Source organism: Vibrio sp. V08_P9A1T1, assembly GCF_963874405.1.
GTDB lineage: Bacteria > Pseudomonadota > Gammaproteobacteria > Enterobacterales > Vibrionaceae > Vibrio > Vibrio anguillarum.
In genome coordinates, this window is sequence record NZ_CAWNIB010000295.1 from 1 (window position 1) to 15,901 (window position 15,901).

Genomic DNA, 15,901 nt, shown 5'->3' on the forward strand with positions numbered 1-15,901 from the left:
CCATTGCGGTCATAAATTAACCCTCGATTAGGCGCAATCGGGACGATTTTGATTCGGTTATCGTTGGATCGCGTTTTGTAATCTTGATATTGGTTAATTTGAATATGGTACAAATTGGTAAGCAGAACGCCCACCAGCATGATGATCGCAATAAAAGAGACAATTGCTCGGTTGCGAAACAGCCGAGCTTCTGATTGGTAGTCACGAATTTGGCTACGCTTACGTAACATGAATAGTTATTCTCGGTGATAAGGGTGATTAGCCGTAATACTCCAAGCGCGGTACAAACTCTCTGCCATGACCACTCGAACCAAAGGGTGAGGAAGTGTCAACGGCGAAAGCGACCAGCTCTGCTCTGCGGCGGCTTTGCATGCAGGAGAAAGCCCTTCAGGGCCACCAATTAAAATCGATACATCACGGGCATCGAGCTTCCAACTTTCAAGTTGTTCCGCCAGTTGTTCGGTATCCCAACGTTTACCTGGAATATCGAGAGTAACAATTCGATTGCTTTTTGGCACGGCCGCGAGCATAGCTTCGCCTTCTTTTTGCAAAATTCTTGCAATATCCGCATTTTTGCCACGTTTGCCCGCTTGTATCTCCACTAATTCAAGCGGCATATCGTGTGGAAAACGTCGGCGGTACTCTTGAAAGCCTTCTTCTACCCATTTCGGCATTTTGGTACCAACGGCAATCAACTGAATTTTCAAAACTTAACTCCAAAGTTTTTCAAGCTGGTACAGATCACGGTGCTCTTCTTGCATAACATGCAACATGCTGCTGCCCATGTCTAGCACGACCCATTCGCCTTCACTTTCGCCATCCATACCCAGTGGTTCCATGCCCACTTTTTTGACTTCAGTTGCGACATGTTCGGCAATCGAGGCTACATGCCGTTTTGATGTGCCTGTGCAAATGATCATGTAATCGGTGATGCTAGATTTTCCCTTAACATCTAAGGTTTTGATATCAATGGCTTTCATATCGTCGGCTTTATCGGCAAGAAAGTCTTTCAATTCGTGGTGTTGCAAGCGTCATCTCCTTTAAAAATTGGTCTGGTTACTGACAAAATGGCGCGGAGTATAACACGCCTTCAAGCCAACTTTGATACAACGGACTGTGGCAAGCAAAATTCAACACTGATTTGCTGCAATATTGGCCAAGTTGAGGTTTCATACTGAGTTTTAGTTACTCTTTCGGCTTGGGTGAGTAATGCAATCAACTGTTTGAGTTTATCTCTCGATAGTCTTTTTAAGCTTGCCGCGTACCAAGGCCGCTTGGATTGCCAAATTCGGTACTTATCAAAGATTGAGCCAATCGACATCTGTGTTAAATCTTGATGCATTTGCAGCAGCAGCAGCAGCTCTTTTTGTAGGCTACGTATCAGAATCACAGGCTCAGTGCCTTCGGTAATGAGCTGGCGTAAAATACGTTGTGACCGATTCGCTTGCCCTTCGAGCAGCGCATCGACCCAGTGAAAGACGGTGAAGTGGTTATGTCGGCTTAATGACTCTTCTAAGCGGATCAGCGTCAGTAAGCCATCTGGATAGAGTAGCGCGAGTTTTTCTAAGCTTTGAGATAGTGCGAACAGATTGCCTTCATGCCATTGCGCCAGCATCTGCACTGCTTCTTGATCAGGTTTTAGCCCCAATGCGCGGCAGCGCATCATGACAAATTGTGGCAGTTTGCTGATATCCGGGGTTAAGCAACTCACCCAACATCCTAGGCTTGAGAGTGTCTTAAACCATTTAGTGCTTTCTTGTGCTTTGGTCAATTTCTCACCGATGATCACAAGTAGTACGTCAGGATGAAGCGATTGACCTAGGGCGACGAGCTCTTTCGCTGTTGCCGCATTTGCACCCGTTTCAGGTAATTCAATTTCAATGATTTTTTTGCTGGAAAATAAACTTAAAGCTTGGCAGCAGTCATAGACTTGATCCCAGTTTAAATGGGCATCGGCACTGAAACGATGGCGTTCTTCAAATCCTTGTTCTAACGCTTTTTTCTCTATCGCCACGCGTGATTCTTGCAGCAATAGCGGTTCGTTGCCAAACAGTAAGTAAAGCCCCATCAAGGGCTTGTTTAAGTGATCGGCCAGCTTGTCAGCAAATATTCTCATCACTCGCCTTTAGTTTGTCGCAGGAGCCGTGAATTGTGACGGTTCACTTTCCACGGTGTTTATCTCATAGGCCTGCTGGTCTGTTCGCTGCTGTTCATTTTCTTGTTGTTCAAGTTGATGTTCATTCGCTGCAATATCGGCTTTTAAACGTGCCATTTGGCGTAAAATTTGAGTTGCGGCTAGTTTGCGCATTTCGTCTTCAATCATGTCTCGCTCTACCGATTTAGCGAGAGCAGTTAATGGGTTATCAAGATAGCTACGAGTTACACTGGTTGAAAACGTTTTTATCCCCACTTCAGGCAGAGTGACGCGATACGCTGCATTAAAAGTGAGTTCTTTTTCTGCCGCACGAGTATTTTGATAAAGCGAAAGCGTCCGTTCACCAACACTCTCGCTTATTAGATAGATGTTTGGCACCGTCTCTGAGGGGGAAACAATCTCAATGTCACTCATTCGTAATTGATTTTTTACCATACGAGTGAAGGTACTGTATTGGTCGTAGCTGGTGACAGAGACTCGATTGAGCTCTTCAGGAACGGAGTAATCGCCACGAAGATGAAAGCCGCAAGCGGAGAGTAGGCTGCTCATAATAACAATTAACGATAATTTCAGAGAGTAAGACGAAATTTGGCGCATTGGGGTTAAGTTCTCATATATTTAGGTGACTTATCTTAGCGCTCTATAGCTCTGTGGGTAAGAACGCTAAGATAAATCAACAGGGCAGCGAGCTACCCTGTTGATAAACCAGTTATTACGACATTAGGCTGCGATATTAGTTCGCAACGATGTTCAGTAACTTACCTGGTACATAGATAACTTTACGAACGGTTAAGCCATCCGTAAATTTCATGACGTTCTCGTCCGCTAAACCGAGTGCTTCAACCTGATCTTTACTTGCATCAGCGGCTACGGTCAGCTTACCACGAAGTTTTCCGTTAACTTGTAGGACGATCAGTTTTTCATCTTCCACTAGGGCGGATTCGTCGTAGGTCGGCCACACGGTATTATCTACATCACTCTCACCCAGTGCATTCCACAGTTCAAAGCTGATATGAGGAGTGATTGGGTAAAGCATGCTGACAACCGCTTTTAAAGCCTCGTCGAGAATGGCCCGATCTTGCACGGATTCTTGTGACGCTTTAGTGAGTTTATTCATCAACTCCATAATCGCAGCAATGGCGGTATTGAACGTCTGGCGGCGTGCAATATCGTCAGTCACTTTGGCGATGGTTTTATGCACATCACGACGCAGCGCTTTTTGTTCACCAGTCAGAGAGGCGCTATCTACCGCTTCAGCCACACCTTTAGCGCTATGTTCTGCAACCAGTTTCCAGACGCGCTTTAGGAAGCGGTTAGCACCTTCTACACCAGACTCTTGCCATTCAAGCGTCATGTCAGCCGGAGAGGCAAACATCATGAATAGACGAACCGTATCGGCGCCATACTTATCAACCATCTCTTGCGGGTCGATACCGTTGTTTTTCGACTTAGACATTTTGATCATGCCTGAGTGCTCAACGTTGCGGCCTTGGTTGTCTACGGCTTGAGTGATGCGGCCTTTACCGTCGCGTTCCACTTTTACGTCAGTTGGCGCTATCCACTCTTTGGTGCCTTTCTCGTTCGTGTGGTAGAACGCATCTGCCAATACCATGCCTTGGCAAAGTAGTTGCTTGAAAGGTTCATCTGAAGTGACATAGCCTGCATCACGCAATAGCTTATGGAAGAAGCGTGAGTAGAGCAGGTGCATACAAGCATGCTCAATACCACCGATGTATTGGTCTACTGGTAACCAGTAGTTTGCCTTCGCTGGGTCTAAAATATCGTCCGCTTGTGGTGAACAGTAACGAGCGTAATACCAAGACGACTCCATAAACGTATCGAAGGTATCGGTTTCACGTAGTGCAGGCTCGCCATTAAAGGTGGTTTTGGCCCACTCTTTGTCGGCTTTGATTGGGCTAGTTACACCATCCATCACAACATCTTCTGGTAGAATGACGGGCAGTTGATCAATTGGCACTGGGTGAACTTGGCCATCTTCAGTGGTCACCATAGGAATCGGCGCGCCCCAGTAACGTTGGCGAGAAACCCCCCAGTCACGTAGACGGAAATTAACGGTTTTCTTGCCTTTACCTTCAGCCTCCAGCTTGGCTGCAATAGCATCAAATGCTGCTTGGAAGGCTAAACCATCAAATTCGCCAGAACCAAACAGGACTCCTTTTTCAGTGTACGCAGCGCTAGACACATCGACTTCAGAGCCATCTTCTGGTTTGATGACTGGAATGATGTCTAGGCCATATTTGGTGGCGAACTCAAAATCACGTTGGTCATGAGCAGGTACGGCCATCACCGCGCCTGTACCGTAATCCATCAGCACAAAGTTGGCGATATAAATAGGCACTTCACGACCATTTAAAGGATGAATGGCCGTTAGGCCCGTATCCATGCCTTTCTTTTCCATGGTCGCCAGTTCAGCTTCTGCAACTTTGGTGTTCTTACATTCGTCAATAAAAGAAGCTAAAGCAGGGTTATTTTGCGCTGCAATGGTCGCTAATGGATGACCAGCCGCAATGCCCACATAAGTGACACCCATCAAGGTATCAGGGCGAGTGGTATAGACGTCGAGATCTGAATGACCGTTGACACCAAACTTGAGCTCTACGCCTTCTGAGCGACCAATCCAGTTACGCTGCATGGTTTTGACCATTTCAGGCCAACCTTCTAAGTTCTCTAAATCGTCCAACAGTTCTTGTGCGTACGCGGTGATCTTAATAAACCATTGTGGGATCTCTTTTTGTTCTACTGGTGTATCACAACGCCAGCAGCAGCCATCTTCAACTTGCTCGTTAGCGAGAACGGTTTGGTCGTTTGGACACCAGTTAACGGAAGAGGTTTTCTTGTAGACTAAGCCTTTTTGATACAGCTTAGTGAAGAACTCTTGTTCCCAGCGGTAATATTCTGGCGTGCAAGTGGCGAATTCACGGCTCCAATCGTAGCCAAAACCCAGCAGTTTTAACTGGTTTTTCATGTACTGAATGTTTTCGTAGGTCCAAGGCGCTGGTGCCGTTTTGTTTTTTACAGCCGCATTTTCAGCGGGTAGGCCAAATGCGTCCCAACCAATGGGTTGCATGACGTTCTTGCCTTGCAGACGTTGAAAACGAGAGACTACATCACCGATAGTATAGTTACGCACGTGACCCATGTGCAGTCGGCCACTTGGGTATGGGAACATAGAAAGACAGTAGAATTTTTCTTTATTTGGGTCTTCACTTACAACAAAGGTCTTGTTGTCATCCCAGTGCTGTTGAACTTTTTGTTCAATATCTTGCGGGTTATATTGCTCTTGCATCGATGATATCCGGTTATCTTGGAATTTGTGAGTTCGGTTAGAACAGAGTCTAATAGATCGACATAGAATACCTAAAGCAGGGGTACACAACAATAGCCAATCTGGTTTGATGGAGGTGGGTGATGCCAAAACGTAAAACAAGTTACGAAGAGATTGTGGATGACGTGATTGAAACGCTCAAACATAGTCCTGATGAAATGTCCCAAGTTTTGCAGACATCAGGTAAGGTTGTTGATGCTGCCAATAATCTCACCAAAGATGAATTGGCGCTTATTTCTGCCTATGTAAAAGCGGATCTCAAAGAATTCGCGGATAGCTTTGAAGAGAGCAGAAGCAGCCCATTTTCATTGATGATTACCAATTCAATTTGGCAGGGGCTTTTTGAAATCACCGATAAAACAAAAGTGGAATGGGTGGAATTGTTTCAAGATTTAGAACGACAAGGTTTGTATCAAGCGGGGGAGATGATAGGCCTTGGGATGTTACTGTGTGACCATTGTGGGCATAGAACCCAGTATAATCATCCAACTGAAATTATGCCTTGTATTCAATGTGGGCAAACGGCTTTTACTCGTCAGCCATTAAAACCTTAATTGTTGCTGATAGAAAACAACAAAAAGGCGCTGAAATGCGCCTTTTTGAGGTTAAGAGTGAGGTGAGTGACGTCTTGTCCATCCGACGATCAAACTGAGTAACACCCAGACGTAGAGCGGCCAAGTGCCGACAGCGTGATACGGCGTCTCTCCTTTGGTCGACGTGATGGTTGCTTTCAATACGGCCGTTTCAAATTGTGGGATCTGCTGCGTTATTTTACCTTTGTGATCCGTCACGGCGGTGACACCATTGTTGGTTGAACGAATGAGCGGTTTACCCAGCTCTAAAGCTCTCATCCGAGCAATCTCCATATGTTGCAATGGGCCATTTGAATGCCCAAACCACGCATCGTTAGAGAGGGTTAAGATAAAATCTGTTTCATCGGTGACATTCGCTCTGACTTGTTCATTGAAGATGATTTCATAGCACAGTGCCGCGGCTAGGTGTCTACCCTTGGCAATCAGATTCGGTTGAATATAGTCACCACGGCTAAATGAAGACATCGGCAAGTTGAAAAAGGGTGCGATGGGCCTGAGCCAATCTTCAAATGGCACAAACTCACCAAATGGCAATAAATGATGCTTATGGTAGCGAGCGTCAGAGTCATAACGGTAGTCGCCATAAGGGTTGGTGCCAAGTACCAGAATGCTGTTGTAAAAAGAGCGCTCTGGGCTTTGGTTGAGCACGCCTGTGACAATCGCACTGTCGTTCATTTTTGCCGCAGAATCTAAGTTACTCAAATAGGAAGGGATCTCGAATTCAAATGCGGGAATCGCCGCTTCTGGCCATACGATAATATCTGCGTCCCAGTTTTCTCGACTGAGATCGGTGTAGGCCATAATGGTTGGCCAGCGCTGATTGGGAAGCCATTTTTCCGCTTGCTTAATATTACCTTGAATCAGTGCGACGCGAGTTTGTGTGCTGGGATCGGGAGTGACCCAATCGAAATTGCGTAGTCCAAACCCCGTCGCCAATATAGTCAGAGGAATGAGCACGAGTATCCAAGAGCGCTTAAGCAACGTCATGGCTAGAGCGCTAGAACAGAGGAGCGTGAAGAAGGTGATCAGCTCAACGCCTCCCAGTGGTGCGAAACTGGCAAGCGGGCTATCAATTTGACTATAACCAAGCCATAACCAAGGAAAGCCGGTCATTACCCAGCCTCGAAGCCAATCGGTAATTAGCCAAAGCGCAGGGGTGACTAATAAAAAATGGCTGATGGTGTTATGACGGAAAAAACGGTTGAGTAAGCCAGCGAAAAGCCCAGAATAAAGGGCTAAATAACCGACCAGTAATGACATCAGGAACAGGCTGGCAATTTTGGGCATACCACCAAAGGTATCAATACTGACGTGCACCCAACTGATGCCAAAAGCAAAAAAACCTAAGCCCCAGCAGTAACCTATCCATGCTGCTTTTTTAGCTGGTTGCTGATTAATGAGCAACAATAGCAACATGGGGGTGAGTATGGCCAGCGGCCAAAACTGATAAGGAGCAAAAGCGAGTGGGGTTAATGCGCCAACAAAAGCGGCCGCAAGCGGCCGCATTAGGCGATGAAAAAGTGCTTTAATCATCTATCTCATTCTGCTGATGTGAGTGGGTTATGTCACTCTTCTGCTATCACTGGAAGTGATTCAAGATCAGGAATAGTGACTTGCAGTTGAACCACTCGGCGGTTATCTGCTGCGGTGACTTTAAAGCTGTATTTGTCGATCTCTACAACTTCGCCACGGCTTGGCAGGTGGCCAAAGGCTGTCATCACCAATCCCCCTACAGTATCTACTTCTTCATCGCTGAACTTAGTACCAAAGGTTTCGTTAAACTCTTCGATGGTGGTCAGCGCTTTAACTGCAAAAGTATGTTTGCTGAGCTTACGGATATCCAATTGTTCTTCATCATCGAACTCGTCTTCAATGTCGCCAACGATCTCTTCCAAAATATCTTCAATGGTCACTAAGCCAGACACGCCACCGAATTCATCCACGACGATCGCCATGTGGTAACGCTCCTCTCGGAACTCCTTCAATAAGCGATCAACCCGTTTACTTTCTGGTACCACGACTGCCGGTCGGATCACTTCTAAAATGTTAAAAGGTGCACTGTCTGAACCTAAATATTTGAGTAAGTCCTTCGCTAGTAGAATGCCTTCAACATGGTCTTTATCTTCACTGATCACCGGATAACGTGAGTGCTGAGCATCGGTGATCAGCGCAATTAAGGTATCCAAGTCATCGTTTTTATCGATAGTGACCATTTGTGAGCGTGGGATCATAATATCACGCACGCGCATCTCAGAAATCTCCATCACACCTTCAAGCATATCTCTTGTGTCATGGTCGATAAGGTCATTGATTTCAGAGTCGCGGATCACATCCACAAGCTCTTGGCGATCTCTTGGATCACCTTGAAATAATTGACCTAGGCGTTCAAAGAAGGACTTTCTACTCGGACCTTCAGAATTCTGGGGGTTATCTTCGTTCATTGTTTCTCTAATTTTCCTCGCTATCAGATGTGTGATAGCACACGTATCGTACCGACTTTAGCGGTACTGGCTTTATTCCTTCTCAGCAATATACGGGTCTTCAAAGCCCATTTTTTGCAGAATTTCAGTTTCAAGAGATTCCATCTCTTCGGCTTCATCATCATCGATATGATCATAACCTAGCAGATGTAGACTGCCGTGTACAACCATATGAGCCCAGTGTGCCATCAACGGTTTTTGTTGCTCATCGGCTTCTTGTTCTACCACTTGGCGGCAAATGACAAGGTCACCGAGCAGATCCAACTCTATGCCCGGAGGCATCTCAAAAGGGAAGGATAGCACGTTGGTCGGCTTATCTTTTCCTCGGTAATCGTGATTGAGCTGTTGACTCTCTTCGGAATCAACAATTCGCACAGTGACTTCCGCTTGTTCCTGAAATGGGGTCACCGCGTGAGTTAACCAATGGCTGATATCATCAAAAGTAGGTAACCCTTGCTCATTTTTGACCGCTAATTGTAAATCTAGTTCGATACTCATTATTCACCAACGTTTTTTGTTGCGGTTACTGCATTCACTTCAGTAGAAACATCCACAGACTTTACTTCTCGCTCTTCACGACGACGTTGCTCTTGAGCTTTACGCTCTTTTTGGTCCTGAGCTTCCCATTTTTCGTAAGCGTTGACGATACGAGCAACCACTGGATGACGTACGACATCATCAGACAAAAAGAAGTTGAAACTGATTTCGTCAACTTCATTGAGCACTTCAATGGCATGGCGAAGACCTGAACGAGCGCCACGCGGCAAATCGATTTGTGTCACATCACCCGTAATAACGGCTCTTGAATTAAACCCAATCCGTGTCAGGAACATTTTCATTTGTTCAACGGTAGTGTTTTGACTTTCATCTAAAATAATAAAAGCATCGTTGAGCGTACGTCCGCGCATGTAAGCGAGTGGCGCAACTTCAATCACATTGCGTTCAATGAGCTTTTCTACTCGCTCAAAGCCAAGCATTTCAAACAACGCGTCATAAAGCGGTCGTAGGTATGGGTCGACTTTTTGGCTTAAATCACCGGGTAGAAAGCCCAATTTTTCACCTGCTTCAACCGCCGGGCGTGTTAACAAAATTCGACGAACTTCTTGGCGCTCTAGCGCATCAACTGCAGCGGCAACGGCTAAGTAGGTTTTACCTGTCCCTGCTGGGCCGATACCAAAGCTGATGTCGTGCGTCACCATGTTAACGAGATACTGAGCTTGGTTAGGCGTACGCGGCTTTATCAGCCCTTTCTTGGTCTTAATGAAGACTTCTTTGCCATGTTGAATACTTGATTCAGACGGCTGCTCAAGGATCCCTGAATCTTTGATGGCTAGATGAATTTGCTCTGGTTCGATATCAGGAATTTGACCACGTATGGGTGAGGTATTAACGTACAAAGATTTGATAATATCCAACGCAGCAGCGGCAGTGTGTGGTTTACCGACTATGGTGAAAAACTGGCTGCGGTGATTAATTTCAACACCAAGACGGCGTTCTAATTGTTTGATGTTGTCATCGAATGGACCGCACAGGCTAGCAAGACGGCGGTTGTCTGAAGGTTCTAGATCTATCTCTAGCGTAACAATTTTATTGCTCAATGTTGCCTCTCAGTTTGCCATGGTACAGTGCCCGATTATGATCGAGCACTGTATGACATTATGCTTAAACCTAAGGTGTAAAAGTGGCTACCCCTAGCTCATTTTCTCGACGTGTTTTCGCCATCATTTGCGTTGGTGAAATCACGGTGCGAAGATCCATCTCTTGTTCAGTGCGAACCAGTTCACCACGCAGTGAGTTGGCAAACACATCGACAATTTTCACATCGACAAATTGGCCAATCAGATCGGCGGAGCCTTCAAAGTTAACGACACGGTTATTTTCGGTACGGGCGCGAAGCTCCATTAGATTTTTCTTAGATGGGCCTTCGACTAATACGCGTTGTTCTGTACCTAACATCAAACGTGAGTAACGCATCGCTTGTGCGTTGATTGTTTGCTGCAGTTCATATAAACGCTCTTTTTTGGCGTCTTCTGATAAATCACATGGGTAATCAGCGGCTGGCGTACCCGGGCGAGGGGAGAAGATAAAGCTGAAGCTCATATCAAAATCAACGTCTTTAATCAGCTTCATTGTATCTTGAAAGTCTTTATCTGTTTCACCGGGGAAACCGACAATAAAGTCAGAACTAATTTGGATCTCTGGGCGCGCCTTACGCAGTTTGCGAATAATGGATTTGTACTCAATCGCGGTGTGTGGGCGCTTCATCATGGTTAAGATTCGGTCTGAACCACTTTGTACCGGAAGATGCAGAAAACTCACCAGTTCAGGTGTGTCTTCATAAACGGCAATAATATCGTCGGTAAATTCGAGTGGGTGGCTGGTGGTGAATCGAATGCGATCAATACCATCAATGGAGGCGACTAAACGTAGCAGATTAGCAAATGAACAGATTTCACCATCGTGCATAGGGCCACGGTATGCGTTAACGTTTTGTCCTAAAAGATTGACTTCGCGTACACCTTGCGCCGCGAGTTGCGCGATTTCATACAACACATCATCCATCGGGCGACTGACTTCTTCACCGCGAGTGTAAGGTACTACGCAGTAAGTGCAGTATTTTGAACACCCTTCCATAATAGAGACGAATGCAGTTGCGCCGTCTGCTTTTGGTTCTGGTAAACGGTCGAATTTTTCAATCTCTGGGAACGAAATGTCCATGACTGGCGCATCGTTGGTTTGCGATTGTTTTATCATTTCTGGCAAGCGGTGTAGGGTTTGCGGGCCAAAAATAACATCGACAAAGGGAGCGCGTTCACGAATGTGATCACCTTCTTGGGTTGCAACACAACCGCCAACGCCAATCACGACGCCTGGTTTTTTATCTTTCAATGTTTTCCAACGACCCAGTTGGTGAAAGACTTTCTCTTGTGCTTTTTCTCGGATCGAACAGGTGTTAAGTAATAATACATCTGCTTCCTCTGGCTCTTCCGTTAGCTCGTAGCCGTTTGCAGCGTTAAGCAGGTCGGCCATTTTTGATGAATCGTATTCGTTCATCTGGCAGCCCCAGGTTTTAATTAGCAGTTTCTTACTCATCTCACTTTCGCTCGTCTTATTGGTCTAAATTGGTTGAACTAATGCTCAAATTGTAGCCGCCATCTCGGCGGTAAGCCGCGTATTGTACTGCTTTAAAAAGTCACTGACTAGTCATCCAATAAAATCTCTCGCATGTTCCGTCATCTCTAGATTTTCACCATAGAAAGTGCAGGGTTTTTGTGTAAAAAAATTCGCAAAAAAGAGCTGAAAACGTACAATGAAAATCGACTCAAAACTCAGACGATTAAGTGTAAACAATGAACAATTTTGACGTGGTGGTGATTGGTGGTGGCATGGTTGGGGCGGCAGTGGCTATAGGCTTTGCTAAGCAAGGTCGCACGGTTGCTATGGTCGAAGGTATAGAGCCTGAAGCATTTACAATAGACCAAGCAATGGATCTGCGCGTTTCTGCCATTTCGCAAACTTCGGTTCAGTTACTTACTGACTTAGGCGCATGGGATGAAATTATGCAAATGCGTGTTTGCCCTTATCGCCGCCTAGAAACCTGGGAGCACCCAGAGTGCCGTACTCGTTTTCATAGCGATGCACTGGGCCTCCCTCAGCTGGGTTATATGGTCGAAAATCGTCTTATTCAGATCGGATTGTGGGGGCAATTTGTGCACTATCCGAATTTGCAGGTTTTTTGTCCTGATAAGCTCAAGCACATTGTGTTTGGCCAACAAAATAGCGTGCTTTTAGAGTCAGGCGCAACTCTTACTGCAACTTGGGTGATTGGTGCGGATGGTGCAAATTCTCTTGTGCGGCAGCTGGCGGGAATTGGTGTTACCGCGTGGGATTATCGGCACCATTGCATGTTGATCAATGTCGAAACTCATCAACCTCAGCAAGATATTACTTGGCAGCAATTTTTTCCATCCGGCCCGCGCTCGTTTCTTCCTTTGCCGGGTAATCAAGCTTCTTTGGTATGGTATGACTCACCAAAACGAATTCGCCAATTGTGTGCGATGAACAAGCAGCAGTTAAGGGAGCAAGTGTTGGCCTCTTTTCCTGAGGAACTAGGCGATATTAACGTGTTGCAGTGTGGGGCATTTCCCCTCACTCGTCGTCATGCTCAGACGTATGCGAAACGGCAATGTGTTTTGGTTGGCGATTCAGCACACACGATTAACCCTCTGGCTGGGCAAGGGGTGAATTTAGGGTTTAAAGATGTAAAAGCGTTGTTAGCTGTGACACAAAATCAAGAAGCTTTAACACAAGCGCAATTACGGAATTATGAAACACGCAGAAGGCCGGATAACTTAGTGATGCAATCAGGAATGGATCTGTTTTATAAAACGTTCAGCAACGAGGTTTTGCCAATAAAGTTGGTGCGCAACACGGTATTGAAGTTGGCCGAACATTCAGGCCCAGTGAAGGAAAAACTGTTGAAATACGCGTTAGGTTTGTAGTGCGATTTGAGCTGTTTTTGTAGAAACAAAAAACGCTGCAAATCAGCAGCGTTTTTTACGTAATAAAAATTTTAACGAATTACTTAGTTACACGTAGAACCGGTGTTTCACCAACAACGACGGTGCCAGAAAGCTTGTTCAGCTCTTTGATTTCGTCCATGTTAGAGATAACAACAGGTGTTAGTGTTGATTTTGCTTTCTCTTCAAGAAGCGCTAGGTCGAATTCGATAACAGTATCGCCTGCTTTAACCGCTTGGCCTTCTTGAGCGATACGAGTAAAACCTTCACCTTTTAGCTCAACTGTGTCGATACCAAAGTGAACGAATAACTCAACACCGTCATCAGACTCGATTGAAAACGCATGGTTAGTTTCGAAAATCTTACCGATAGTGCCGTTAACTGGAGCTACCATTTTGTTGCCTGATGGTTTAATCGCAATACCATCACCAACAATTTTCTCAGCGAAAACAACATCTGGCACATCTTCGATATTGACGATTTCACCAGAAAGAGGGGCAATAATTTCAATCGCACCTGCATCTGAGCTGTCGTCAGATACTAGCTTCTTAAGTTTATCAAACAGACCCATTGTGTCATGCTCCTAACGTTTAATTTTATTCTGTCGAATTATAGTATACCAATCGCCAACAATAGACGACCTATTTTTAGTCGTCTATCTCATTGGTATTAGCGAATTATTGCGTTTTCTCTGCGATGAATTTTTCCACACAAGCTTCGATTTCAGCTGCGGTTGGGAAAGAGAGTGCTTCTTCTGCCATCGCTTTAACTTCGGCGAAGTTTGAGTTGCGGATCACTTTCTTCACTTTAGGGATAGAGATACCACTCATAGAGAATTCATCGAGTCCCATACCAAGTAGAAGTAGCGTTGCACGTTCATCACCCGCTAACTCGCCACACATACCCGTCCATTTACCTTCAGCGTGTGAGGCATCAATCACTTGCTTAATCACGGTTAAAACCGCTGGAGAAAGTGGGTTATACAGGTGTGAAATCATTTCGTTACCACGGTCAACCGCAAGAGTGTATTGGGTTAAATCATTGGTACCGATAGAGAAAAATGACACTTCTTTTGCCAAGTGGTGCGCAATTGCCGCTGCCGCAGGTGTTTCAACCATAACGCCGATTTCGATATTTTCATCGAACGCTAAGCCTTCAGTGCGAAGTTCTTCTTTGTATTCTTCAATGGCGTTTTTAAGCTCACGAATTTCTTCTACAGAGATGATCATCGGGAACATGATACGCAGTTTACCATGCGCAGATGCACGCAGAATGCCACGAAGCTGATCTCGTAAGATGTCACGACGGTCTAAGCTGATGCGAATCGCGCGCCAGCCCAAAAATGGGTTCATCTCTTTTGGTAGATCCATGTACGGAAGATCTTTATCACCACCGATATCCATGGTACGGATAATCACCGCTTCACCACTCATCGCTTCTGCAACTTCTTTATAAGCTTGGTATTGCTCATCTTCAGTTGGTAGCGCGCTGCGGTCCATGAATAAAAACTCAGTACGATATAAGCCAACGCCTTCACCACCGTTGCGTAAAATACCATCGCAGTCTTTTACTGTGCCGATGTTACCGCATACTTCAACTTGGTGACCATCGAGTGTGATAGCAGGTAGGTCTTTTAGTTTTGCGAGCTCTTCTTTTTCCGCAGCAAAATCATCACGAATTTTTTTCGCTTCTTCAAGCTGTGCTTCTGAAGGATTAATGATGATTTTGTTGTTCATGGCGTCAAGAATAAGCATGTCGCCATTCTTTACTTTCTTAGTGATGTCGTTAGTACCAACAATCGCTGGAAGCTCAAGTGAACGTGCCATGATTGAAGTATGAGATGTACGACCACCGATATCACAAGCAAAACCCAGCACGTAATCAAGATTGATTTGTGCAGTTTCAGAAGGTGTTAAATCGTAAGCAACAAGAATCACCCGTTCGTTAATATCACTCAGTGAAACGATATTAATGCCGAGTGCATTTTTAACAAAGCGCGTACCGATATCGCGGATGTCTGTCGCGCGTTCTTTTAGATATTCATCATCAAGAGATTCTAGGGCAGCAGCCTGCTCTTCGATCACGGTATAGATCGCGTTGTCTGCATGCATTTTGTCATTTTTGATGAGTGCTAAAATTTCCTCTTCTAGCTCTTCATCTTCAAGCAACATGATGTGGCCTTCAAAGATGGCTTCTTTTTCTTCACCGAATGTTTCAAGTGCTTTTTGTTTGATCACTTCTAGCTGAGCAGAAGATTTGTTACGAGCGTCATAAAAACACTGAACTTCTGCTTCTACTTGGTCATCTGAAATAGAGTGAGTATTTAGGACAATTTCATCTTCTTGAAGTAGCAGTGCTTTACCAAAAGCAATGCCTGGAGATGCTAGGATGCCTGAAATCATAGCGTTACCTTAAATTGGTCAACTGTAAACGGGAGAATGTGGACTATTGCGCTAACGGTAATTAGTAGCTCAAAATGTAGACTATTTCCAACAAAGCCATTTTGTTTTCACAAAATGGCTTTGAAATAGTGGACCGGATTAATGTAGTTGGTCCATGAGAGCAACTAGGTGATCTACCGCTTGCTTAGCTTGAGGGCCTTCAGCAGAAATAGTCACAACGGTACCTTTTACTAGGCCAAGAGTTTGAAGTTTGAATAGGCTCTTAGCACTTGCGCTTTTGCCGTTAGAAGTCACTGTGATGTCTGCATCGAATACTTTTGCTTCTTTAACGAACTGCGCAGCAGGACGAGTGTGAAGGCCGTTTTCTGCAGTGATTTCTACTTGCTTCTCGTACATGTTATATAC

The 15,901-nt window shown here is 45.3% G+C and carries 15 protein-coding genes and 1 pseudogene; 2 read left to right on the forward strand and 14 right to left on the reverse strand.

The annotated features are described in order from the left end of the window. The 6 genes and pseudogenes from AACT21_RS15060 to leuS form a co-directional block, all read right to left on the reverse strand. Window positions 1–230, reverse strand: a pseudogene (locus AACT21_RS15060) (penicillin-binding protein 2); the annotation flags it as partial. A gap of 6 nt (window positions 231–236) precedes the next feature. Then, entirely contained in the window at window positions 237–707 is a 471-nt protein-coding gene (rlmH, locus tag AACT21_RS15065; protein WP_013857336.1) for a 23S rRNA (pseudouridine(1915)-N(3))-methyltransferase RlmH, read from the reverse strand. A gap of 3 nt (window positions 708–710) precedes the next feature. Further along, window positions 711–1,028 (reverse strand): ribosome silencing factor, encoded by a 318-nt coding sequence (gene rsfS / locus AACT21_RS15070; protein ID WP_013857335.1) that lies wholly within the window; start codon window positions 1,026–1,028, stop codon window positions 711–713. Between the two features lie 62 nt (window positions 1,029–1,090). Beyond that, entirely contained in the window at window positions 1,091–2,116 is a 1,026-nt protein-coding gene (holA, locus tag AACT21_RS15075; protein ID WP_094164387.1) for a DNA polymerase III subunit delta, read from the reverse strand. Window positions 2,117–2,125: 9 nt separating this feature from the next. Next, window positions 2,126–2,752: an LPS-assembly lipoprotein LptE gene (locus AACT21_RS15080; protein ID WP_088732067.1), complete on the reverse strand. Its 627-nt coding sequence runs from the start codon at window positions 2,750–2,752 to the stop codon at window positions 2,126–2,128. Between the two features lie 136 nt (window positions 2,753–2,888). Next, window positions 2,889–5,462, reverse strand: coding sequence for a leucine--tRNA ligase (leuS, locus tag AACT21_RS15085; RefSeq protein ID WP_094127310.1), 2,574 nt, complete (start codon window positions 5,460–5,462; stop codon window positions 2,889–2,891). Between the two features lie 122 nt (window positions 5,463–5,584). On the opposite strand from leuS, the gene AACT21_RS15090 reads away from it, so the two are divergent. Then, on the forward strand, window positions 5,585–6,055 hold the full coding sequence (locus AACT21_RS15090; RefSeq protein ID WP_176430233.1) for a zinc ribbon-containing protein: 471 nt from the start codon (window positions 5,585–5,587) through the stop codon (window positions 6,053–6,055). A gap of 51 nt (window positions 6,056–6,106) precedes the next feature. On the opposite strand, the gene lnt is transcribed toward AACT21_RS15090, so the two are convergent. The 5 genes from lnt to miaB all read right to left on the reverse strand — a co-directional run bounded on the left by lnt (window position 6,107) and on the right by miaB (window position 11,667). After that, window positions 6,107–7,627 carry an apolipoprotein N-acyltransferase gene (gene lnt / locus AACT21_RS15095; protein ID WP_094164389.1) on the reverse strand — a complete coding sequence of 507 codons (1,521 nt, stop codon included), beginning with the start codon at window positions 7,625–7,627 and terminating at the stop codon, window positions 6,107–6,109. Window positions 7,628–7,659: 32 nt separating this feature from the next. Then, window positions 7,660–8,535: a CNNM family magnesium/cobalt transport protein CorC gene (gene corC / locus AACT21_RS15100; RefSeq protein ID WP_010317353.1), complete on the reverse strand. Its 876-nt coding sequence runs from the start codon at window positions 8,533–8,535 to the stop codon at window positions 7,660–7,662. Between the two features lie 72 nt (window positions 8,536–8,607). Then, window positions 8,608–9,072 (reverse strand): rRNA maturation RNase YbeY, encoded by a 465-nt coding sequence (gene ybeY, locus AACT21_RS15105; protein WP_094164390.1) that lies wholly within the window; start codon window positions 9,070–9,072, stop codon window positions 8,608–8,610. Beyond that, window positions 9,072–10,172 carry a PhoH family protein gene (locus tag AACT21_RS15110; protein ID WP_017043446.1) on the reverse strand — a complete coding sequence of 367 codons (1,101 nt, stop codon included), beginning with the start codon at window positions 10,170–10,172 and terminating at the stop codon, window positions 9,072–9,074. The genes ybeY and AACT21_RS15110 overlap by 1 nt, the downstream gene beginning before the upstream one ends. Window positions 10,173–10,242: 70 nt before the next feature. Further along, window positions 10,243–11,667 (reverse strand): tRNA (N6-isopentenyl adenosine(37)-C2)-methylthiotransferase MiaB, encoded by a 1,425-nt coding sequence (gene miaB / locus AACT21_RS15115; RefSeq protein WP_013857327.1) that lies wholly within the window; start codon window positions 11,665–11,667, stop codon window positions 10,243–10,245. Between the two features lie 257 nt (window positions 11,668–11,924). Here miaB and AACT21_RS15120 point away from each other — a divergent pair, with 257 nt between their 5' ends. Then, a complete protein-coding gene (locus tag AACT21_RS15120; RefSeq protein ID WP_094164391.1) occupies window positions 11,925–13,076 on the forward strand; it encodes a 2-octaprenyl-3-methyl-6-methoxy-1,4-benzoquinol hydroxylase in 1,152 nt (383 codons plus the stop codon). 79 nt (window positions 13,077–13,155) lie between these two features. On the opposite strand, the gene crr is transcribed toward AACT21_RS15120, so the two are convergent. From crr to AACT21_RS15135, 3 genes are all read right to left on the reverse strand, one after another. Beyond that, complete coding sequence (crr, locus tag AACT21_RS15125) at window positions 13,156–13,665, reverse strand: PTS glucose transporter subunit IIA (RefSeq protein WP_010317358.1); 510 nt, start codon at window positions 13,663–13,665, stop codon at window positions 13,156–13,158. 106 nt (window positions 13,666–13,771) lie between these two features. Continuing rightward, window positions 13,772–15,496 carry a phosphoenolpyruvate-protein phosphotransferase PtsI gene (gene ptsI / locus AACT21_RS15130; RefSeq protein WP_013857325.1) on the reverse strand — a complete coding sequence of 575 codons (1,725 nt, stop codon included), beginning with the start codon at window positions 15,494–15,496 and terminating at the stop codon, window positions 13,772–13,774. Window positions 15,497–15,634: 138 nt separating this feature from the next. Continuing rightward, a complete protein-coding gene (locus tag AACT21_RS15135; protein ID WP_026027491.1) occupies window positions 15,635–15,892 on the reverse strand; it encodes an HPr family phosphocarrier protein in 258 nt (85 codons plus the stop codon). Window positions 15,893–15,901 lie beyond the last annotated feature (9 nt).

What these genes read in the sequence shown, in the direction of transcription:
- holA (WP_094164387.1), bottom strand. Translation starts at nt 2,116, where the DNA reads ATGAGAATATTTGCTGACAAGCTGGCCGATCACTTAAACAAGCCCTTG.
- AACT21_RS15080 (WP_088732067.1), bottom strand. Translation starts at nt 2,752, where the DNA reads ATGCGCCAAATTTCGTCTTACTCTCTGAAATTATCGTTAATTGTTATT.
- leuS (WP_094127310.1), bottom strand. Translation starts at nt 5,462, where the DNA reads ATGCAAGAGCAATATAACCCGCAAGATATTGAACAAAAAGTTCAACAG.
- AACT21_RS15090 (WP_176430233.1), top strand. Translation starts at nt 5,585, where the DNA reads ATGCCAAAACGTAAAACAAGTTACGAAGAGATTGTGGATGACGTGATT.
- lnt (WP_094164389.1), bottom strand. Translation starts at nt 7,627, where the DNA reads ATGATTAAAGCACTTTTTCATCGCCTAATGCGGCCGCTTGCGGCCGCT.
- corC (WP_010317353.1), bottom strand. Translation starts at nt 8,535, where the DNA reads ATGAACGAAGATAACCCCCAGAATTCTGAAGGTCCGAGTAGAAAGTCC.
- ybeY (WP_094164390.1), bottom strand. Translation starts at nt 9,072, where the DNA reads ATGAGTATCGAACTAGATTTACAATTAGCGGTCAAAAATGAGCAAGGG.
- miaB (WP_013857327.1), bottom strand. Translation starts at nt 11,667, where the DNA reads ATGAGTAAGAAACTGCTAATTAAAACCTGGGGCTGCCAGATGAACGAA.
- AACT21_RS15120 (WP_094164391.1), top strand. Translation starts at nt 11,925, where the DNA reads ATGAACAATTTTGACGTGGTGGTGATTGGTGGTGGCATGGTTGGGGCG.
- crr (WP_010317358.1), bottom strand. Translation starts at nt 13,665, where the DNA reads ATGGGTCTGTTTGATAAACTTAAGAAGCTAGTATCTGACGACAGCTCA.
- ptsI (WP_013857325.1), bottom strand. Translation starts at nt 15,496, where the DNA reads ATGATTTCAGGCATCCTAGCATCTCCAGGCATTGCTTTTGGTAAAGCA.
- AACT21_RS15135 (WP_026027491.1), bottom strand. Translation starts at nt 15,892, where the DNA reads ATGTACGAGAAGCAAGTAGAAATCACTGCAGAAAACGGCCTTCACACT.